The following is a 22,668-nucleotide window of genomic DNA, read 5'->3' on the forward strand; positions in this document are numbered from 1 at the left end:
TATATACAAGCGCACCGCCGCAGCCGGGACCGGATGTATCCGATCCACGACTGCGGCGGCGCTGCGTTTGACATGGGGACCAGGTTCTTGATGACAGCCAGCATCGTCACCCTGAGTCATGTAACCATCGCTCCGCACCGGTTTATATCGAGTGTGACATTTGAGAAAATGTTAAAAAGTACCGTCATGCTGAGCGCAGCGCCGCAGAATGGGTTTAGGTTGAAAAACAATGCTAACCCGGCGCGAAGTCGAAGCACGGCGTCCGTCTTATTCGGTGTTTACAAGTCCAGATCCAAAGTTGTCATGAGCAGGAGGCACGACAAGCAAATCGGCGGGTGAAGCGCGAAAGTCAGCAGAGTGCCGGCTCGAAGGGTGAAGACTCGCCGCGGCGGGGTGATTGGTTTCGGTCCAGCAATCGGTTGGCAAGTCCTCTCGAGTCTCCGAGTGCGATGCGAAAAGAATCACCCTTCGAGACGCAGCCGCACACGATCAGTGCTTCGAGCTGTTTTCGTTGCGCGGCTGCTCCTCAGGGTGACGATATGTGTTGGCATCAGTAAGCCCTGATGTCATTAACCAAATGGACCAGCGTGCGGTGTTACGCGAGGTCGAAGCGGTCGAGGTTCATCACTTTGTTCCATGCCGCGACGAAGTCCTTCACGAATTTTTCTTTTGCGTCGTCGCTGGCATACACCTCCGCCAATGCACGCAACTCGGAATTGGAACCGAACACCAGGTCGGCCCGTGTGCCTGTCCATTTCACTGCGCCGGTCGAACGGTCGAAACCCTCGTACAAGCCCTCTGTGGCAGCCGGCTTCCACTCGGTGTCCATGTCGAGGACGTTGACGAAGAAATCGTTGCTCAGCGTTCCGGGCGTCGTGGTGAACACGCCGTGCGCGGATTGTCCGGCATTGGCGTTGAGCGCGCGCATGCCACCGACCAACACGGTCATCTCCGGCGCGGTGAGCGTCAGGAGTTGAGCGCGGTCGAGAAGCAATTCTTCGGCGGGGACGTTGACGCCGGGACGCACATAGTTGCGGAAGCCGTCGCCGGCGGGCTCGAGTACCGCGAAGGATTCAACATCCGTCTGTTCCTGCGTGGCGTCGGTGCGGCCCGGCGCGAAGGGCACGCTCACCGAATGACCGGCCTTCTTTGCGGCCTCTTCTACGGCCGCGCAACCGCCCAGCACGATGATATCGGCCAGGGAGATCTTTTTATTGCCGCTCTGCGCTGCGTTGAAGGCGTGCTGAATGCCCTCGAGTTTCTGCAGCACTGCTTGGAGCGTGCCGGGCTCGTTCACTTCCCAGTCCTTCTGCGGAGCGAGACGAATGCGCGCGCCGTTGGCTCCGCCGCGTTTGTCGGAATCGCGATAGCTCGCCGCCGAAGCCCACGCTGTCTTGACGAGTTGCGGGACGGAGAGGCCGGACTCGAGAATCTGCTTCTTGAGCGTGGCGACGTCCGCATCGTTGACCAGTTCATGATCCACAGCGGGCACGGGATCCTGCCAGATCAGCACTTCCGAAGGGACTTCGGGACCAAGATAGCGCGCTATCGGGCCCATGTCGCGGTGCGTCAATTTGAACCAGGCACGCGCAAAAGCGTCGGCGAATGCATCCGGATTCTGATGAAAGCGACGCGAGATCGGCTCATAGATCGGATCGAAACGCAGGGACAGATCCGCTGTAGTCATCATCGGGCGGTGCTTTTTCGACGGGTCGTGCGCGTCGGGAATCATGTGCTCTTCCTTGACGTCCTTGGCCAGCCACTGCCATGCGCCTGCGGGACTTTTCACCAATTCCCACTCATAGCCGAACAACATGTCGAAATAGCCCATGTCCCATGTGGTGGGATTGGGCTTCCATGCGCCTTCGATGCCGCTGGTCGTTGTGTGCGCGCCCTTGCCGCTGCCGAAGCTGTTCTTCCATCCCAGACCCATTTGCTCGAGGGGCGCACCTTCAGGTTCGGGACCGACCAGCGCGGGATCGCCTGCACCGTGGGCCTTGCCGAAGGTGTGTCCACCCGCCACGAGGGCGACGGTTTCCTCGTCGTTCATCGCCATCCGCGCAAAGGTCTCGCGCACGTCGCGCCCGGAGGCGACGGGATCGGGATTACCGTTGGGGCCTTCGGGATTGACGTAAATCAAACCCATCTGAACGGCACCGAGGGGATTTTCCAGCACGCGATCACCGGTGTAACGCTTGTCGCCCAGCCATTCGGTTTCGGAGCCCCAATAAATATCCTCCTCAGGTTCCCAGATGTCCTCTCGTCCGCCGCCGAAGCCGAAGGTTTTGAAACCCATGGTTTCCAGCGCCACATTTCCGGCGAGGATCAGAAGGTCCGCCCAGGATATCTGTTTGCCGTATTTTTTCTTGATGGGCCAGAGCAGACGGCGCGCCTTGTCGAGGTTGCCGTTGTCGGGCCAGCTATTGATCGGTGCAAAGCGCTGATTGCCCGTGCTTCCGCCGCCGCGTCCGTCCGCAATGCGGTACGTACCCGCAGCGTGCCAGGTCATGCGGATGAACAGCCCGCCATAGTGCCCCCAATCCGCCGGCCACCAGTCCTTCGAATCCGTCATGAGCGATCGGAGATCCGCTTTCAGCGACGCATAATCCAGCTTCCTGAATTCATCCGCGTAATTGAAATCTCCGTCCATGGGATTGACCTTGGCCGAATGCTGGCTGAGAATTTTCAGATTGAGCCGTTTCGGCCACCAGTCGGTATTGGACTGCAAGCCGACATTGGTCCTTCCGCCATGGAAGGGACATTTTCCTTCACTTGACATAGTGTCCTCCATACTGAATGAATGAATGATACCTGTGTACGTACGTGTCGTTCGGATCGCCGTAAGCTGTTCTTCCCTCTGCGCGAAAGCAGACGGAGCAGCTCGTGAGGAGGTTGACGCTGTAATCTATGAAAAAAGGACTACTGTTTCTTCCTGCCGCGCAGTATCACCTGATAATCGCGGATGTCGTATTCCCGCAATTTCTGCCTCCCCTCTACGGTGAGCCAGTCCCAGGGAATGTCAATGATCGTCCCGTCTTCTTCATCAATGAAGTGATGGTGCTTCTGCAGATTGGGATCAAACACCACTATGCCCTCCTTGAGCACCTGCGTGCGCAACAGCCCCTTCTCCACGAAGAGATTGAGCGTGTTGTACACGGTTGCGCGCGAAACGATGGAGCATCTTTTTTGCGCCTCGACGAGAATATCGTCCGCGGTGGGATGATGGTTGTTGCCCAACACCGCTTCCGCGATTGCCACGCGCTGCGCGGTGGGTTGTATGCCGTGATCCTGCAGTGCAGCTATTGCGCTATTCATGACACGTAATATACATGCGCACGTGGACGTTGTCAAGTATTAGAATAAGTCCAATTGATGAAATTCTTTCGGTGATGCATTTTTTACCTCATTGCTGCCTGCCTTGCGTCATGACGCACATGCTTTTCCTCCGAACGCGAACCGCCCATCACCGGTAACGATGATGGGCGGTCGGGAGTGACAACGTGCGTGAGCTGCTGAGCCGTCAGCGCAGGAGCAACATTTTGCGTGAGATGGTGTTGCCTTCGAAGCTGAGACGGTAGATGTACAGACCCGAGGCCAGCGACGTCGCATCGAAGCTGCATGTGTAAGTACCCGGAGCATGGACGCCTTCCGCGAGCACGGCGACTTCACGCCCGAGGTGATCGAGCACCGACAGACGCAACGCACCCTGTGCGGGAATGCTGAAGCGTATCGCCGTCGAGGGATTGAAAGGATTCGGGTAATTCTGCGCGAGCGCGAATTCGCCCGGACGCGCATTCAGTTGCTGCACATCCGATACATCGGAGCCCACACCCCGCACAAGTACGGTATCCGGCGAGGTGGGCGCATTGCTGACGATAATCAGTACTCCGCTGCGATCGCCCAGCACACTCGGGGCAAAACGTATCGTCTCATTGAAACTGGATCCGCCCGCAACCTCACACTGTCCCGCCACCGCCGAGAAATCGGCGTTGGTGGAGGTGATGGAAGAAACGGAAAGCGTCTGCCCGCCGGGATTGAGAATCGTAAGTGTGAGATCCTTGGTATTGCCCACTTTGACAGTGTCGAAGAGGAGCTGCGTCGGCGAAAAGGAAATCGCGGGGCTTACCACGCCGACACCGTCCACAGTGATCGTGTGCGGAGAAGAAACCGCATTGCTCGTGACGGTGAACGTGCCGCTGAGCGGTCCGGCGGCGTTGGGCGCAAAACGCAGCGTGAATGCCTTCGCAGCGCTCGGCGCGATGACCGAGAGCGGTGTCTCCAGAGTGAAGCGGGGATTACTCGATGTAAACGTCGAAATCCGAAGCGTATCGTTGCCGGTGTTTGTAATAGTAACAGAGGCATCCTTATTCGCGCCGACGGTAACGTCGCCGAAGGAGATGGTCGTGTTGTCCATCGTCAGCGTCACCACGCCCGCACCCGTACCGGTCAACGATATGACCGTCGGGGAGCCCGCCGCATTGCTGTTCAGAGTGAGGTTGGCCGTGATGGGGCCTGTAGCCGAAGGAGCGAAACGCACCGAGTCGGTGAACGATGCGCCGGGCGCGAGCACGCGTGAAGCAATGCTCACCGTGAAGCTCGCATTCGAGGTGGTGATGCTCGATACGTTGAGCGTATCGGTTCCCGGATTCGTGATGAGCAGCGGCAGGGATTTGCTCGCGCCGATAGTCACGGTTCCGAAACTCATCGTCGTTTTGTCCACCTGTATCGCGGCAGCGCCGGTGCCCCGTCCCGTGACGCGAATGGTGTCCGGACCGGAGCTGGAGTTGCTGTTGATGACAATCGTTGCGCTGAACGAATTTTTGCCGGCTGGTGTGAAACGCGCGAATGCCGTGACATCGCCGCCGGGAGGAATGGTGTTGTCGTCCGGCGTCAGGCTGAATTGCGGATCACTCGAGGATATGGACGCGATAGTTACCGCGGCACCGCCGGGATTGCTGAGTGTGATCTGTTTCGATGAGGTGCTGTTGATGGCGACATCACCGAAGTCCAGTGCTTTCGAGGACAGCGTCAATTGCGGTGGCGCTATCGGGAAACTTCCGTCGGCGAGAATTTTCGAAGCGTAGATCTCCACATTGGAGAACGATGGTCGGTAGTCTTCCCACGCCACGATGGCACCGTTCTGACCGTCGGGCAGCATGCGCGCGAACTGTTGCGAGTTGTTCGCCGTGCATACCGGAACTCCGGCAGCCGTCCAGAGCGGTGCACCGGCATCGGACACACGCTGCGCGTAAATGTCGGTGTTGAGAGCGCCTTTGGTTTTGTCTTCGAAAGCGACGATCACGCCACCGCTGCCATCGGACACGACCGAGGGTGCCACCTGATCGCCGGTGCGATTGGATACGGCGACACCGTCCGCCGCCCACATCTTCGTGCCGTTCGTGTCGAGAACCTGCACATACGCGCGCACCTTCCCGGCGGTGCGGCCGTCCTGCCAGGAAATGGCGAGTTTCCCGGGCGCGATATTCGAAAGGTTGTGATTCAACTGCCCGCCGTTCGTTGACGTAGCCCTGAGCGATGTGGCTTGTGTACCGTCCGGCCGGAGCACCACAATGTGCAGATTGGCTTGCGTCGTCGACGTCCAGTCCAGATAGCCAAGAAACGCGTTTCCTGTGCCGTCACCGACCAGCAGCGGTGCATCCTGCGAGCCGCTGGATGTTGCGACGCCGACGCCCTTGGCAGCCCATTGCACCACACCATTGGAATCGAGGCGTTGTGCGTACACGTCGTACTCGGGCCTGGGATAGTACGCGTACGCGATGTACGCGCCGCCTTTGCCGTCACTGGTGATGCTCGGTGCGTTGGAGAAGCGGAGCGTCCCGGAGACAAGGACCGGAGTGCTCCAGCGTGCCGTACCGTTGGCATCGTAGCGCTGCGCATAAATCTTACTGCCCGGGGGAAGCCGCCAGTGGCCCTGGTTCCACACGACAATCGCACCGCCCCTGCCGTCGGTTGTCAGCTTGGGATCGGCCTGGTTGCTGGTGTCGGTCGTGACTGCTATACCGTCTGGCGTCCAGAGCACATTGCCGGAGGCATCGATGCGTTGGATATAGATGTCGTTATTGCCGTTTCTCGTATCCGTCCAGGCGATGATCGCACCGCCGGCTCCGTCGGAAACGATGTCAGGACCCGACTGGGAATTCGTGGCACTACTGACCACGACACCATTGACTGTCCAGCGGACATACCCATCCTTATCAATTCTCTGGGCATAGACATCAGACGAGGCCACCATGACCCGTTCGTCGGTCCAGCAGAATATGGCCCCGCCCTGGCCATCACTGACGAGACGGTGTCCCGTTTGGTTGTTCCCGGCACGGACAATCGGATTGTTCACTGCGGGACTGGAAGCCCATTGCGCATGGGTGGTAAAGGAAAACACGAAGAAAAATAGAAAAACGAGAGGCAGCATCTGTTTTGTCATCAGATATGCTCCTTAGCAGTGAGAAAGACATGGATGAGGATGATCACGTGGATGAGATTTCCTCTGCGAACTGTGCTAAAGCTTTAATATACACACTCGTTCCGAGAATTGGGCATAGTTGCCGCCGATTTTCGATTTCCCTCGGGCAGACGGTAGAAAAAAACTCGTCCGGGGGTTGCAATGCACGACGCCGCGAGGGTGGATCGGGCAAATCGATGCTCCGTCCCGAGTTCAACTGCATGAGTCGCGGAGCGAATCCCGGTCATGGGCACCCACCTTCCGGTGATGATGCGTCTATTGCCGGAAGTACACTTCACAATTCAGTCCGTCGAGGACGGGCGGAAGGATGTCGGCATTCAGACGAGCTGCTTCAAACGGCGAGGAGCGGGATGCGCGTGCTCGACTCCGGCGGCTTTTTCGCTCCTGACCACGATGGAAACTCCATCCCGGCGTGGTCTTCAGAGATCCGATTGCTTTTTGCACATTCCGCTATTTTTCTATACTTTTCAGCCACCATCTGAAACATTTGTGTGCAACGAGTCTCGCCACCTTGGAGTTATCGCAATGCCAACAGTACACCGTTCGAGTCCGGCGCGGCGTGGTGGGCAGAACATCAAACGTCTGCATATCTGGTTAACCGCTGCGATATTCATTTTGAATTTGCAGCAAGGGCTTTCACAGCCCGGTTGGATTTGGCAGAATCCAATACAACAGCGTACGGGTGGTACATCTGTAGATTGCACCAGTCCGGACGCTTGTACGGTTATCTGGTACAAGAGCCAAATCTTCCGTACAATAAATGGCGGTGCCGACTGGGAGCTTCAATTCAGCGGCACAAGCGAAATGTTGCGTAGAGTGCGCTTCATCAACGCGAATATCGGAGTTATCGTTGGCGATTCGGGTATTATTCTGCGAACAACCAACGGAGGAGGGCTCTGGCGACGACAACAGAGTGGAACATCGGCCTCACTGCATGATGTGTGTTTCACCGATGTCAACACCGGGGCTGTGGTCGGTGAGCATGGGACAATCCGTTTGACGACAGATGGGGGGGAGAATTGGGTGAAACCAGCGTTCAACACCGTTGATAACCTCTACAGCGTTTCATTCAGCGATGCGAGGAACGGTACGGCAGTCGGAGGAAACACCGCCGTCATCCGCACGACAGACGGTGGCAGCACCTGGTCGAGGCAAACGGTACCATCTCCGATGAGTCTCATCGCCGTGTTCTTCCGCGATTCGAGCAACGGCTATATCGCAGGCGCACGGGGAGTCTTCTTCCGTACGACGGACGCGGGCGTGACGTGGCGTCAAGGAGCGCACACCGGTTCCGGATCCACCCGAAATATGAATGTGACTGATGACGGTACAATCACGTTGACCGGCTTCGACAATGCGATCGTCACTTCAGTTGATGGTGGCTACAACTGGATGAAAACGTACCTACCCGTACGCATGGAAACAATTGAGGCAGCTTTCATCGATAGGAATCGCGGATTTGTCCTTGTTGGAGGAGGCATACTTCGCACCACCGATGCAGGATCAACCTGGGTGGTGTGTGATGAGAAGCAGACCTGGACCAGGAACGATCTGCTTTGCGTCAGCTTTTCGAGTGACGCTGTCGGATTCACCGGCGGAGCGGGCGGAACAATCATGCAGACCTGGGACGGGGGGAATACATGGAAACATGAAATCAGTGGAAGCACAGCGGGTATCAACGATATCGTATCCACAGGGAGCGACACCGGATTCGCGGTCAGCGGTGACGGCGTGATCCTCCGCACTGTGAACGGTGGTACGGATTGGGAGCCACGATATTCGAGCAGCGGAACATCGATCCAGAGAATTTCCTTCATCGATGCGAACATCGGCATGGCCGTTGGGCAGGACGGTCTGATTCTGCAGACATCGGACGGAGGTTCCACCTGGACGAAAACGATGAGCGCCAGCACTGCGTGGCTATCGGGAGTGATGCTGGCAGACACCTCCCGCGCAACCGCGGTGGGTTCCGGAGGTACCATACTCCAGACCAGCGATGGCGGCGTCTCGTGGCGACGGATGGCGGGTTCTTCGACAGAGTGGCTTCGGCAGGTCGCGTTTCTCGACAGCGAAACGGGAATCATCGTCGGCAGCCGCGGCGTCATCCTGCAAACCACCGACGGCGGATCGAACTGGATGGAACGACAAAGCGGGACAGACAGACAGCTCAACGATATCGAGGTCACCTCAACCCACTCCGCTATCGCAGTGGGTGCGGACGGAACAGTGCTCAGAACCACCGACCGCGGATACTCGTGGGAGATGCAGACCTGTCCTTCCGTTGAAGACTTGCATGCTGTGACCTTCACGGATAGTCTCACCGGTACCATCGTCGGGAATAATGGTGTCATACTTCGCACCACCTCGGGGGGTGTGACCTGGATCGGAGAACAACCCCGTGCGCCAAGGGATATCGTTCTCGCGCAGAACTACCCCAATCCCTTCAATCCTTCCACAACTATTGAATTCACTCTCCCGCAAGCACAGCGAGTCACGCTCATCGTAACCGATCTCTTCGGCCGGGAGATCCGAAGGTTGATTGATGGCGACTTCCGGGAAGCTGGAATCCATCAGGTGATTTTCGATGCGGCAGGACTGCCTTCGGGCGTGTACCTGTACAGTTTGACCGACGGAAGCAGGAGAAACACAAGAACAATGGTGCTCCTCCGGTAAACGTCGCGATACCACAGCATCCAAGCTCCAATGGACTCTGGTGGATTCAGTCCAATCACGTCGGAGTGATCAACGAAAGCAGCCCAAGGATGATCATTCCGGGCTGCTTCGATTGTTTGTGGAACAAACAGCTCTCGACCCCGGCTCAAGCTCCAACCTTGAACTGTCCCATAACACTTGGAAAACCAAGGGCTTCGCAAAGGAAGCCGTTTCGCACCTCAACTTCACTCCGAGGAAGCAACTTTTTCTCCCCCAGACGTCCAGGCTCCGGACGAGGATGCCGGGTTTGCAACGCGAGCGAATACCAAGAACCATCTCCCGACGAATCCGATTCGATTCCGGAAAACGGGGATCGAATCGACCTACATACCCGGCAATTCCGTGCCGCGATTCATGATCTCGATATAGCCCGCATAGCTGAAAAGGCGATTGCGTTTCCGGGCGGTCAGCTCCCTGACGATGCCGAGCTGCTCCAGGTGGCCGAGCGCCTTGTTGACCGTAGCCGGGGTGAAGCCGGTCTTTTCCACCAACGAGCCCGAGGTCGCGATGGGATGCTCCATCAACGCAATGTGGACTTGCAGGGTGGATGCCGCCGCCCGTCCCAGGCCACTGATCTTTTCACGGTCCTGCTTCGAAAGGTCGAGGAGTTGCTGCGTCGTTTCCACCGCCTGGGTGGCGGTGACTATGACCCCCTCGGCGAAGAAGTCGAGCCAGGCTTCCCAGTCACCGGTCATACGCACGGTGTTGAGCAGCTCGTAGTAATACTGGCGGTGCGTCTTGAAGTAGAGGCTGAGGTAGAGCATCGGCTCTCGCAGCACCTTCTGCTCGCATAACAGCAGCGTGATCAGCAGACGGCCCAAACGGCCGTTACCGTCCAGAAACGGGTGGATGGTTTCAAACTGCACATGGGCCAGAGCCGCCTTGAGCAGCACAGGGGTCGGCTCCGGCTGGTCATGGAGGAAGAGCTCCAGCTTGCTCATGCACTCCGGTACCTCTTGAGCCGGAGGCGGAACGAAGGCCGCGTTACCCGGCCGGGTGCCGCCGATCCAGTTCTGGCTGCGTCGAAACTCGCCCGGGATCTGATTGCCTCCCCGGCCGTTGTGCAACAGCACGCCGTGGATCTCGCGGAACAGCCGCAGCGACAGCGGTAGCCCTTCCTCCAACAGGCGCAGGCCATGTTCGAGGGCGGCGGCATAGTTACTGACCTCGCGCACGTCATCCAGCGGCACGCCGGGTGCCTGATCAAGCTCGAACAGCAGCAGGTCCGAAAGCGAGGACTGGGTTCCCTCGATCATCGAGGAGAGCACCGCCTCCTTGCGGACATACATGTAGAGGAACAGCGAGGTATCCGGCAGCAGGGTGGATACGCTGTCAAGCCGCCCGAGCGCCAACAGTGCCTGATCAAACTTGTTGCGCAGTTCCGGGGTCCAGTCGATAGGCGGCAGCGGTGGCAGCGGAGAGGGGACAAAGGCCCGGGCCTTCTCACCCACCGTCGATATGGTCACGTATTTGCCTTGGAGTTTTCGCTTCATCCCGCCTGTCTTCCTCGAAGGTAAAATAAGGTTCGATTTTATTTTAGGTTAAGTCATCATCCTAAAATATACAAGCAAGAAGGAAAAATCAAGTTGATTTGTGAACGACCACTGCGAATTCCTCAAATGAGCTGCGACGCATTTGCTAAAGCGTGATAATGTACATCCACGGTTCCGAGTTTTCGGTTGCCGGAAAGCCCTTTGTATCGAAGGGGTTCGGGCCGTTCGCCGGAATGCGTGCTCTCCGGAGACGGGAAGTGCGATTCTCTTACCCGCCGGCATCATTCTCAGGAAACCCGCATCTGTCATATCGCGATGAACATCATAATTGACCGAAGGGAAGCACGGTGATGGCGGCTCCTTATCTCACCTTCGGACCAAATCTCGCATCCGATTGTCGCCTGTGATATACGCAACCTCGAAGCGCCACGGAATGCGCATTGCACTGACAGAGCGCACGTGTATATTACCATCATCAATTGGGACGACCATGCCAGAACTGAAAGTGCGCATCGCGTTTCTCTCCATTGCACTGTTTGTCCTCCCTGGAACAGTGCTCCATGCACAGCCCGACAGCTACCGTATGAGCGTGGAGGCGGACGGCCGTTATGCCGCCGGAGAGGAGTGGTTCGCAGGCGTGACCGCGCAATACAGCCTGAGCGGCATTCCTCTTCACGGACGCTATGTTCTGGAGGCCGCGCGCGCGACTGTGCCAAGGACAGAGTTCGTCGCGGGCCTGCGCGTCGGCGAAGACAGACTGCACCGCCGGGTAGGTGATGAAACGACGTCCTATTACGGACACGCCGCCTTCCTCGTCACCGACGACCTGGCGGTGGGACCCCTTCTGCGTTACGACTTTCGCGGCGCGGTCTCCATAGAGCACCAGACCCTGGTTGTCGCGGCGATAGCCGATGTGTACAGGCAGAAGCTCCGCATGCGCTGGGTGCTGGGCGCCACGCGATATCAGTACCGGTGGCCAGAGTACAACGGGGGCCGCTTCTACGACCCAGTCTGGGGCTTTATTGCCGAGAATCACATGGCGCAGGGCGGCGACGTCACCGGCTACACGCATGACATTTCCCTGTGGATCCATCAGGAGGGTGTGACCTTGCGGTATGCCCCTGTGCTTGAGTTTGCGCTGAACGAGTGGCTCACAAGCGGACCGCTGTTCGAAGGCAGCGCCAGCGGCTCCAACGGCGGCGCAGGCCTCTTCCTTCGTGCCGAGGTTGGCCTCTTCCTCCGTGCGTACATCCAGTCCCGCCTTTTCCTCCAGCTCACTCCGCGCTATCCGGTCTTGAGCTCTGACAATCACCAGATCGACGGCGTCTTCTTTACGGGGGGCGTCGGCGTCAGGTTGTGAGGAGATGGCGGGTGTGTGACGTTTGGCGAAAACGATCAGAGCTCACTGATAACCCAATTACATCGCGACTGTTTTTTCCGCCGTGTGACATGGCCATCATGACGACAGGGAGTGTGATTTCAGACCGTGTCATCATTGGTTATCTTTTGGTTTTTATTGGTTTTCGTTTTCTGTCCTTCTCAGCGTTCGCTACCTCCGCAACATTTCGCGTCTGTTCAAGCCGGTAGCTCTGCACGTTGTGCTCCATGATGATGCTCTCATGGACGAGCCGGAATATGGCAGCGGCTGTCGACATAGTATCACTGCAGATGGTCTCCCACTTCGAGAACGAGAGGTTACTGGTCAGGAGGATATCAAGGAGCTAGTCGGGTACAGTTCGATCATTTACGCGCATCACCGACCGGACGACCTGCATCACCAGGTACGCAAGCTCGATGGGTTGCTAAACGAGGAAATGGGTCAGCATCGCTGATCCTTTTTTCTTTACCCCTAGACCACCGTCGCAAGAATCTCGCAAGTCGACAGCGGTTTTGAGCGTCCGACGTAGCACGACCATCCCTGTAAGTCCTTTAAAATCAAAGCCCGTCTGGTTAGGACGGGCCTGATCGGGTAGGGTGTGGAGATGGGGCCTATCGCAACGGATGGACGAGACATCCTTCCAAACTCCGTGACGCTTGTCACAAGTTGTGTTGCGAGCTTGTCACAAGTTGTGTCGCTCGTCGTCTTACAAGTCATTTCGGCAGATGCCAGAGAACTCGTCACAGCTTGTCATAGCTCGGTGTCACAGCTTGTCATAGCTCGGTGTCACAGCTTGTCATAGCTCGGTGTCACAGCTTGTCATAGCTCGGTGTCACAGCTTGTCATAGCCTTTCCAACCTGTAATGCCGGGTGGGGTCCGTCGCTCCCGCTCCGATTTCAGTAATCAGGTGCTTATCCAGCATCCCTTTCAAGTCCCGCTGCAGGCTGCGGCGGTTGACGGTCGGGCACAGCGATTCGAATTCCTGGATACTCAGTTTCCCGTGCTGCAGGATGTGGCCCAGCGCTTTCGACTGACGCTCGTTCAGGCCGTGCTGTTTAACGAGGATGTCGCGACGGATGATCTGCTCGCTTCGGTCACGCACTTCGGCCATCTGGGTCTCAAGGCCGGTCACAAAATACTCGAGCCAGCTGGTCATGTCCATCCCGTTTTCGCGCACGCTCTGGATCGACCGATAGAAGGTCGATCGGTCGCGGTCATAGTATTCGCTGATAGTGAACAACCGCTTGAAGTCGTACCCGGCTTTGTAAAGGCAGAGGGTGGAGAGGAGACGCGAGGCGCGGCCGTTGCCATCCAGGAACGGGTGGATGTGCACAAGCTGGAACTGGGCGATACCACTCACCAGCACAGGATGGACGTCCAGATCGAAGTTTAACCACTTCACCAGTTCGGACATCATCACCGGCACCTCCATCGTTGTAGGTGGTGTGTAGATGACGTCGTGCGTGCTGGAGTTGACAACGTAGTTCTGGACGTGACGATATTCCCCCGGCGCCGCGCTGCCGCCACGCACGCCTTCAACCAGTTTGCGGTGGATCTCGCGGATCATCCCCTCGGTGATCGGATCGCCGCTCTGCAGACACTCGGAGACAAACTCGAAGGCAGTGCGGTAGTTGAGCAATTCCCGCGCATCGTCCGGATCGGCCTCCAGCACTGCTTCGCCTTTCCAGAGACGTGCAGCTTGATCCAGTGTCAGCTGAGTTCCTTCGATATGGGTGGTGTGATGCGCCTCCAGCATCAAAGCCTGCTCGCCAACTTCTCGCACCCAGTCGGCAGACAGCTGTGCCGCTTCCAGAAAGCCCCGCGCCCGCTCGATGCGGGTAATCGCCTGGGTCATGCGGTTGGTGATGGTGAACCGGGGCTGGAAACTCAAAGCTGGATCTCGATTGTAGCCGTGTTTTAGAAGGAAAATATGCCATACATGCGGGATTTCAAATGCCGCGGGGACGATTCACTTGCAAAGTCGCGTCTTTGCATTCGACAAGGACAAGAAGAAAATCGTGTTGTCTGACGTCGAGTACTTCAACGAGGGGCGCGCAAGAGAAATCATTGCGGAACGCAAGGTGATAAAGATCGAAACGATGAGGAAAATGAGGAAGGAAAATCTGCGGAAATTGATTAGGTCAATGTCCTGAAACATGGGATTGACACTAAGGAAACCATCATTTAGCTTATCATATGACCGAGGTGCGAATAATGCGATTTCCAAAAAGGCATAGCAAGATAGGACAGGTGTTCTCACGAATCTCCGTAATGCTGCTTTTGGGGATTGTTGGCGGCTGTGACAGCACAGAGCCCCCTCTCGAGGGCTGTACTTGGTGCAATGACTACTATGAAGCATTGAAAAACCCGGACAAGGTAGTTCACCTTTCCTTGGAGGCGGAAGGTATAGATTCCAGAATTGGATTGTTCCGAAATCTTGAAAAATTCGATGCCTACATATTCTATTCGGATTTCCCTACTGAAATGGCCGCACTACCCAAGCTGAAATCGATTCGTTTTACCTATGGGGGCGGAGATTCGCTTCCCTGCGTCCTTTCTCAATCAGAAAGCTTGGAGCATCTCGGTTTCTTATTCTCGCGAATATCCGTGATAGGTGATTGCATAGGTGATTTCAAGAGGCTGTCAACCCTTACAATTAATTCCAAAAGTATTGATACCGTATCACCAAGAATCACAAAACTTCTATCCCTGGACGCACTTGGTCTTGAGGGATTCACAAAGGAACAGTTCCCGGTTGCTGTATTCAACATTCCCAATCTTACCTACCTCAATCTGAGCGTGTCTCCCGCTGAGGCACTCCCCGCCCGGATCGGGAATCTGCAGACGCTGAAGACCCTCCAGATATCCCGTACGAGTATTCGAACGCTGCCAACCGAAATTCAGGAGTTGACGCGCCTCGAGCATTTGCGGCTTTTTGATAACAGGATCGATACTCTCCCTGTTGAGTTGTGGGGATTAACAACCCTTGTAGAATTGAACCTGTCCGGTAATGAACTGTCCGAGATCTCACCTCTTGTTGGTCGGTTGAATCGACTGCAAACGCTTCAACTCGACAGCAACAGGCTCAACACCTTGCCGGATGAAGTGAGCCTGCTCGATCCAACCCTGGAAACGCTTTCGCTCCGAGGCAATCAGTTTTCCGATGCGGAGAAGAAGAGGATAAAACAACTCCTGCCAAGAACAATCATCACGTTCTGAATTGGTTTTCGATTTATTCATGGCTCCATGCAGGACGCTCTGCCCACTGGAAACGTCTCGGAGTCTAGAAAGATTTGATATACACACAAGGCCCCGGAAATCCGGGGCTTTCTGGTGAGAGATGCGCGGTTATAGTCCGCTAGTTCGCCGAAAAACATCCAAAAAACATCCAACATGCAGTCGATTCAAGTTGATTCAGTCGATTCGAGTGGATGAGAACTAACGAAAACAGCCCGGAATCGGCGATCCCGGGCTGTTTCAGTAGTGGTGTGGACAGCGTGGGACAGATATCGAACCTTTTTCCTCATCCCAACTTCCGAAACCAAGGACTTCATGCTTCGCTTCCAACCCCTCCTCTGACGACAAGTCTGAGTCGAGACTGACTGGTTCATCCTTCACATCCTTGTCCCTGCTGGTACACCGAACTATCAAGTTATCGAACTTTTTTACCCAACCAACACGTGCGACGAAGGATTTGCTCGACTTGTTCCAACCGCTTCTTGCCTCCTACAAGACCGATCAGGAGCAGGGGGCCTGATTCCCCCTCCGGCACCGCAGATCTCCGCTCCCAGACCGCCGTAGGTGCCTGATCCGGGCATCTGCGGCCTTTCTTCGTCACAGGCGAGAAGCTTTCCACCATTCTTCCCCCAAGTGAAGGGTCTCTCCGGGGAAGCTGTTTGTCTGACATAGGGGTGTTCCTCCCTTTTGAAGTGCAGTTGTTCCTGTGTCATTGGAATCAGATGCTTCGTTCCAAGCTGTGATCTCTCCGGGAAAGCTGTTTGTCTACCATAGGGGTGTTTCATTCCTTTGAGGTGCATAGTTCCTGTGTCATTGGAATCAGATCACTGGTTCCAAGCTGTGATCCCTCTGGGGACTCTGTTTGTCTACCATGGGGGTGTTTCATTCCTTTGAGGTGCATAGTTCCTGTATCATTGAAATCAGATCCTTGGTTCCAAGCTGTGGTTCCTTCAGACATCATCATACAGCATGGAAGCGATCTACTCTGTTGCAGGAGATCATGACTGGTGTCCTTGGAGCCAGAAAGAATTCTTTCAGGAAGCAGATGATGAGATTGACTTCCCAGAGATCTCAATGCTGATGTCGAAGAGAAGTGTTCCCGGTGACGATCTCTTGATGTCCCAATCTCCGTTGCGATCCGGATCACATGTCTTCGAGACTGAGAAGAACTTCATGCGGAATCAATGGATCGAACGATGCCACACGGCCCGGATGCGACTACGACCAGCAAGGAAGAACTCCCATCGCTGAGTAGGGCCGTCCAACATCTTCCTCATGCAGTGTGGTGTTTCTCCTCCTTCCGCAGACGGTGGTATGCGGCGAGATACATGATGGCCCTGTTAATAAAGTCCTCAAGACCCCTTGGAGCAATCGGAGACGTTGGAGTCCCTGTCTGATGTCGATCATATTCCACGAGTCGCATGACGTTGAAGGCCAAAACTTGCAACGTGGTCTCGTATACGTCACCGGACATATCGTAGTCGTGGCGAGGCATGGGTCTCTTCATGCCAGTGCTCCCTGATCAACAGTCCGGAGAAGCTTCGAGATCCGAGATCGCCGCTGGGCTTCGTCGAGTGGCATGGGGGCAACATCGACGAGATCGTCGGAGGTGATCCTGTCATGAAGGAAACGCAGATACTTCGTTCCCCGGATTAAGACATCCGAAAGATCGCTCGTCTGATCTGAATCACGATTCTCTACGTCGATCACCAATGCGAGGTCATCAATGGATTCCACAGCCTCGGCGAAGTCGGCGAGAATCTCTGATGGGATGTTTGTGTTGATGAAGAATGCTGTGCTGTCGTTGGTCATAGTGTTTCCTCTTTGATTCCAGATTCCTTTCGATAACTATGATCCCGATGAATGATCGAGTCGGTCGGAGGATAGTTATTGGAAACAAAGTTGGAGAATGCGATGCGACACCCTTCAATATCACAGGAGCAGGAACTGCGACAGCGGCTCATCAAACAACTGTTGAGAGAGACAATTCAGAAAGAAGATGTGGTCAGGGATATCAAAGACACTCTGCGATCTCTCCTGAGCGGAGCGGAGGAGATACTCGCAACTGTGAGACGAGATTACTTGGATCTTGGAGCGGATGCAAGCCGTAGGCAGAGATACCGGGATCACATCGATTCATTTTACCGACAAGCCCGATCAATCATGGACTCACTTTCCTTGAGCATCCATCGGCTTGGATCTGGAACTGAGGAGAAGGTTCTTCTGCGTCAGGTCGAACGGGCCTATCAATTGATCGAGCGGACGTATAATATGTGCATGGATCTGCTTGCCGGAGCGAACGACATCCTGAATGGGTAGCACACTGTTTCGCACTTCCATAACGGCTCAATCTTGCTTCTCCAAGATACCCGCAACCGTAGACTCTGATGGTACATGATTCCTGCTTTTTACCCATTGGAATGTGAGTTGTTCAAAGAACAGGGTTGAGCCATAAGTTGAACTTGGAAAACGAACTACTCGGCTTTTTGCGTGTACGTAATATTGTCATCAATACATGACCGAACAGCAATGAGTGCACATCGTACTTTGAGGCAACAACCATTTCAGTCTGCCGGAGTATATGTACTTGAAATGGGCTTTGGTGTCCTTCCAGCAGAAACAACAAACGAGGTACAACAATGAAGATGTGGATTCACCCCGATAATATCGATCTTGATTTCTCCTCAGACAAGGAAGTCGATCTGTGCTTACCGATGATTCTTCACGAGATGGCTCCTGAACGTGTATCAGCGGATTCATCACATGTGTTCGTGGATTTATCCGGGTTGACAGACGCACAAAAGGGATTCGAAAGAGATGCAATCCTCTACATGTGGAATATCAATCATCCAGCACATCGGTGCATACCTTTCTACAACGTATCCGTCGATTGGGCAGACTCTCCCTTGAATTCAGCCGCTCTGTGAGAGAGGCCAGTTGAGATAAGAATGTTCAGCTATTCTCACGTTTCAGATGCGATGTCTGCGATCCTCGGCGACGAAACCGTTCGAGAGAGTCCATCACCTTTCGTTTTGCAACTTCGAGTTGAACCGCATCGAGATCGTGTCGATATGCCTTTGTATCCGGAATCTCACTGATCGATGCGATGGTTTGTATTGCATGTAACTTGACTTCCAGAGCTTTAATCAGTTCATCCGACCCATATCCCGCCTGATCATACGGCTGGGTTGAGATCTGGATGACTGGAGTTTGCTTGATCCGGGTCTTGTACTCGATCACGGTGTGATTCACCGGATCAAAAACATCTTCTGACTGAGCCGTGATGAGCAGTGCATCGAAGGCGTTGGCAGAAAACGGGACGTAGCAGGATGTTTGGCGATGCCCGATTTTTGTAATCGCCGGGAGCAGGTACGTCTTCATATATTTCATACCTGTGATCTCGCTCACCCGATATCCACGCCCAAAGGTCTTACGCAGATCCGCACAGACCTTGCATGCCCTCCGACGAGGAAGCGACTCGGAGCAGATTACCCGCAAGAATCGCTTGCCTGTTTCAACGCCGTGATAATAAACGGGCACAAAGACTTCGCCATCAGGCAGACAGATGGGCTGAAAGACGACGTTGTTGTGCAGGAGCAGTATTCTGACACCACCGTAAAGCTTCGAGCGTCGCCTCGAAACTGAGTCCATGTCCTTCACTTTGATCACGAGAGGGGCTTCCGATATCTCCTTTGTTGAATGTTGCTTCGTTGTTGGAGGGAACCCGACATACTGCTCGAAGACAGATTTCAGGATTCGGTCAACATCCGCTACTCGGTCGGGAGTGGTCAGAAGTGCGTCGTGCACGGTGAGCAATACCGCATCTGGAAATGCTTCTGCAATTTGGCCAACAGTTTTGTCGAGAACGATGAAGGCCTCTGCCCGTTGGAGGATGTGGGAAAGGTGGGCGTGGTCAAACTGTTTGTAGGAATCAAGCAGTTGCATCAATGATGGATACGATTCTTCAAACAAGGATTTGACGATTGAAGTTGTCGTGGTACTTGAGTACAAGGCCTTAAAGACCTTTTTCTTGAGTTCCTCTATCGTGTAGACCCTTTTCCTTTCCCGAAGTTCGTCAACAAGAAACTGATAAAGGGTACCGCCCTGCACCTTCGATTGAAACGATTCCAGCTCCCCGGATTTCCGAAAACGCTTTGCCGCTGATAGCACACTCTTCAAAGCGTCGACATTCACAAATTGTGCGTAGATGCTTGGAGCAAGTTTCCGAAATGAAAACTCTGAATTTCCTCTGATGAAGTCAGTGTTCGAGATGGCGAGAAATAGCGAAAGTTGGCTGTTCGAAAGATCGATTTCCTCGAAGTGAATCCCTTCATATCTCAGGAATCCCCGAAGCCCCTTCCGCATATTAGTAATTGGCGTGTTGAGGCGGCACCCGTACTCGCCGACGAGGAAAATGCCGATCTCATCCCTGAGATACCCAATCGATTGCATGTCCTGATGATGTAACGACTGAAGATAGGTGCTTGTAGCATAGTCAGGATGTGTCAAGTAAGAAAGCTCCAGCCAGCGAGTAGCGGCCCCTTCGTCGATTGTGACCCCTCGAATCGAACGCCACAGAAACGGATGTCTCTCCACGCCGTTCATCCGTGAATATTTCTGGATCGAAGACGACTGTCGCCGTCGGATTGCTTCGACCTTCTTGAACGGTGAGTTGGCGAAGCGATGATGGTACATGTACTCTGTAGACCGCACTCTTCGGACAGGGGGACGGCCCCTGACCACGACATCGTTGTCCACGAGATATTGGAGGTACTGCGTTGGATTGTGGATGGAGAGACTCTGGAGCACCTCGACGTTTAGAGGAACGAAACCCTTGCTGTCCTCAAGGTCATCCTCAATTAGTAATCTGTCGGATAGAATGCCGAGTATCGAGATAAGCTTCTCCCGGTCGAAGTTCCGGATCGACGAAGGTGGATGGTCGTGGAGGAGCATGTCAATGTCAAGATCGGCAGGGATCTGGTAGTGTTCAGTCTCAATCGCCATTACAATCGACCTGTCTCAGTTGATGGTGTTGTCCGGCTCTGTTGTCATCGCACCGTCCGCATGGCTCCGGCTTCCGCAAGCACAGACCTGATTGTCTTCCCGAAGTGCGGGTGCCGAAAGAGTCGGACGAGCGTAAAGCCGGGGAAGCTTCTGGATGAATCGGAGTTCTGCGGTATTTCGGTGGCAGACCATGTAGCTAAGATACGACGGAGCGGAAGAACTGAAAGCATGTTTGGTAACGTCGCTTGCTACGTTTGTCGGAGCGGAGAAAATATTCTGGGCAGGTTGCCCAATCCATGCAGATTCGGTACTTTTCAATGACAATCCAGATTCTGAACTCTTCGTCTCGATTGTCCGAGCATAGCACAACCAGCAGAGGCACACGACATGACCGAACTCATATGGGATGGTAAGTACAAAGACGGTAAAAAAGTCGCCCCCGTCCGAATCCCTCTCCCTTTCCAGACCATTGAGACGGTAAACGAGTCCACCGAGGATCGCAAGAAGACCATCGATCTCTTCGCCTCTGGCAAGCCCACCGAGTGGCGTAACCGTCTTATCTGGGGGGACAAGAAGTACGTCCTGCCGAGCCTGCTTCCAGAGTTTGCTGGGAAGGTTGACCTAATCTATATCGATCCACCATTCAATGCTGGGGCAGATTTCACTTACAGGGCTACGATTGCAGATAATCCCGATACTGAAGAAGATGAACGTACAGAATTCGTCAAGGAACCAAGCATCATTGAGCAGAAGGCATACAGAGATACGTGGGGACGTGGTTTGGATTCATATCTTCAATGGTTCTACGATACCATAGTGATTCTCCGAGACCTACTTTCACAAGACGGATCGCTCTATGTACATCTCGATTACAATATGATGCACTACGCAAAGGTAGCCCTTGATGAGGTGTTCGGTCAGGATTATTTTCAAAATGAAATAGTATGGAAACGCACAGGAGCACATAATTCAGCGAAGCGGTATGGTCCAGTCCATGACGTTATTCTATTCTATACAAAGAGTGCAACCTTTGTCTGGAATCAACAATACCAAGACAACAGCAAATATGTCGAACAAAGATACGCTACGGTGGATGAGAACGGTCGGCGGTTTCAAGCAGTGAGTCTGATAGCGGCAGGCATCCGTTCGGGTTCGTCCGGTCGTTCTTGGAGGGGTATTGATGTAACTGCAAAAGGTAATCACTGGCGATACACAATTGCCAAGTTGGATGAACTCGACAAGAACGGGGATATTTATTGGCCTGAGCGTGGTGGTCTTCCTCGACTAAAAATGTATGCCGAGGATGTGAAAGGTTCATTAGTACAAGACTGGTGGGACGATATTCCTCCTGTGAATTCGCAAGCCTCTGAGCGTCTTGGGTACCAAACTCAGAAACCAGAGGCTCTGCTTGAGAGACTGATACGAGCCTCGTCAAATGAAGGTAATTTGATTCTCGATTGCTTCTGTGGGTCAGGCACAACCGTCGCAGTATCAGAAAGGTTAAAGAGGCGATGGATATCGTGCGACCTCGGACGCTTTGCTATTCATACGACGAGAAAACGATTACTTCAAATGGAGGGGATCAGCCCTTTCGTCATACAAAACCTTGGAAAGTACGAACGACAGGCTTGGCAAGAATTAGAATTTCAACATCCCGAGAATCGATCAACTCAAGAGCAATTATATCGCTATTTTATCCTTGATCTTTTCAGAGCCGAACCGGTAAAGGGTTTTCTGTGGCTACACGGCAAGCGTGGCAAGAGGATGGTTCACGTCGGAGCTGTCGATGCTCCAATCTCTTTGGGAGATGTCAAAGCAATCATTCAGGAGTTCTGGAAATCTGCGGGGAAAGCTACGGACATTAACACCAATGGAGTCGATATCCTCGGATGGGAATTCGCATTTGACATCAATGAGACTGCGAGGCAACAGGCTATCGCCAGCAAGGTGGACATCAAATTCAAGAAGATTCCTCGTGAGGTACTGGAGCAGAAAGCTGTCGATGCTGGAGACATCAAGTTCTTCGAGCTTGCGGGTCTGGATGTGAAGACGAAGGCGACGGGCAAAGCTGTACGGTTGTCATTGAATGATTTCATCATTCCTCCCGATGACGTGCCCGACGAGGTGCGATCAGCAATCACGCACTGGTCGCAGTGGATCGATTACTGGGCTGTGGACTGGGACTACAAGGATGACACCTTCCACAACGAATGGCAGACGTATCGCACAAAGAAAGAACCTAAGCTACTGCTTGAAGCAAAGCACGAGTACGAATCAAAGGGAAACTACATTGTCGTCATCAAGGTGATCGACATACTCGGCAACGACACGACGAAGGCCATCAGCGTAAAGGTTGGTTAAT

12 protein-coding genes and 1 pseudogene are annotated in these 22,668 nt (G+C 54.4%); 5 read left to right on the forward strand and 8 right to left on the reverse strand.

All coding sequences use genetic code 11. From position 1 onward, the window contains the following. Positions 1 to 595: 595 nt before the first annotated feature. The 3 genes from katG to M5R41_06275 all read right to left on the reverse strand — a co-directional run bounded on the left by katG (position 596) and on the right by M5R41_06275 (position 6,442). Complete coding sequence (gene katG, locus M5R41_06265; protein ID MCZ7555991.1) at positions 596 to 2,779, reverse strand: catalase/peroxidase HPI; 2,184 nt, start codon at positions 2,777 to 2,779, stop codon at positions 596 to 598. 140 nt (positions 2,780 to 2,919) lie between these two features. After that, positions 2,920 to 3,315: a transcriptional repressor gene (locus M5R41_06270; GenBank protein MCZ7555992.1), complete on the reverse strand. Its 396-nt coding sequence runs from the start codon at positions 3,313 to 3,315 to the stop codon at positions 2,920 to 2,922. 205 nt (positions 3,316 to 3,520) lie between these two features. Next, positions 3,521 to 6,442 (reverse strand): choice-of-anchor D domain-containing protein, encoded by a 2,922-nt coding sequence (locus M5R41_06275; protein MCZ7555993.1) that lies wholly within the window; start codon positions 6,440 to 6,442, stop codon positions 3,521 to 3,523. A gap of 843 nt (positions 6,443 to 7,285) precedes the next feature. Here M5R41_06275 and M5R41_06280 point away from each other — a divergent pair. After that, positions 7,286 to 9,154 carry a YCF48-related protein gene (locus tag M5R41_06280; GenBank protein ID MCZ7555994.1) on the forward strand — a complete coding sequence of 623 codons (1,869 nt, stop codon included), beginning with the start codon at positions 7,286 to 7,288 and terminating at the stop codon, positions 9,152 to 9,154. A 362-nt stretch (positions 9,155 to 9,516) separates the two neighbouring features. Here the strand turns inward: M5R41_06280 and M5R41_06285 are convergent, their stop codons facing one another. Further along, positions 9,517 to 10,686, reverse strand: coding sequence for a Fic family protein (locus M5R41_06285; protein MCZ7555995.1), 1,170 nt, complete (start codon positions 10,684 to 10,686; stop codon positions 9,517 to 9,519). 490 nt (positions 10,687 to 11,176) lie between these two features. Here M5R41_06285 and M5R41_06290 point away from each other — a divergent pair, with 490 nt between their 5' ends. Continuing rightward, entirely contained in the window at positions 11,177 to 12,046 is an 870-nt protein-coding gene (locus tag M5R41_06290) for a hypothetical protein (protein MCZ7555996.1), read from the forward strand. Between the two features lie 139 nt (positions 12,047 to 12,185). On the opposite strand, the pseudogene M5R41_06295 reads toward M5R41_06290, so the two are convergent. Beyond that, a pseudogene (locus tag M5R41_06295) lies at positions 12,186 to 12,398 on the reverse strand (ATP-binding protein). Positions 12,399 to 12,906: 508 nt separating this feature from the next. Then, positions 12,907 to 13,920 (reverse strand): Fic family protein, encoded by a 1,014-nt coding sequence (locus M5R41_06300; GenBank protein ID MCZ7555997.1) that lies wholly within the window; start codon positions 13,918 to 13,920, stop codon positions 12,907 to 12,909. 395 nt (positions 13,921 to 14,315) lie between these two features. On the opposite strand from M5R41_06300, the gene M5R41_06305 reads away from it, so the two are divergent. Further along, on the forward strand, positions 14,316 to 15,284 hold the full coding sequence (locus tag M5R41_06305) for a leucine-rich repeat domain-containing protein (GenBank protein MCZ7555998.1): 969 nt from the start codon (positions 14,316 to 14,318) through the stop codon (positions 15,282 to 15,284). Between the two features lie 1,521 nt (positions 15,285 to 16,805). On the opposite strand, the gene M5R41_06310 is transcribed toward M5R41_06305, so the two are convergent. Next, on the reverse strand, positions 16,806 to 17,114 hold the full coding sequence (locus M5R41_06310; GenBank protein MCZ7555999.1) for a hypothetical protein: 309 nt from the start codon (positions 17,112 to 17,114) through the stop codon (positions 16,806 to 16,808). An 827-nt stretch (positions 17,115 to 17,941) separates the two neighbouring features. Between M5R41_06310 and M5R41_06315 the strand changes: the two genes are divergently transcribed. Next, entirely contained in the window at positions 17,942 to 18,229 is a 288-nt protein-coding gene (locus tag M5R41_06315) for a hypothetical protein (GenBank protein ID MCZ7556000.1), read from the forward strand. A gap of 25 nt (positions 18,230 to 18,254) precedes the next feature. On the opposite strand, the gene M5R41_06320 is transcribed toward M5R41_06315, so the two are convergent. After that, positions 18,255 to 20,306: a hypothetical protein gene (locus M5R41_06320; protein ID MCZ7556001.1), complete on the reverse strand. Its 2,052-nt coding sequence runs from the start codon at positions 20,304 to 20,306 to the stop codon at positions 18,255 to 18,257. Between the two features lie 387 nt (positions 20,307 to 20,693). On the opposite strand from M5R41_06320, the gene M5R41_06325 reads away from it, so the two are divergent. Then, on the forward strand, positions 20,694 to 22,667 hold the full coding sequence (locus M5R41_06325) for a site-specific DNA-methyltransferase (protein ID MCZ7556002.1): 1,974 nt from the start codon (positions 20,694 to 20,696) through the stop codon (positions 22,665 to 22,667). Position 22,668 lies beyond the last annotated feature (1 nt).

It is taken from the genome of Bacteroidia bacterium (assembly GCA_027493955.1).
GTDB lineage: Bacteria > Bacteroidota > Ignavibacteria > SZUA-365 > SZUA-365 > JAOSJT01.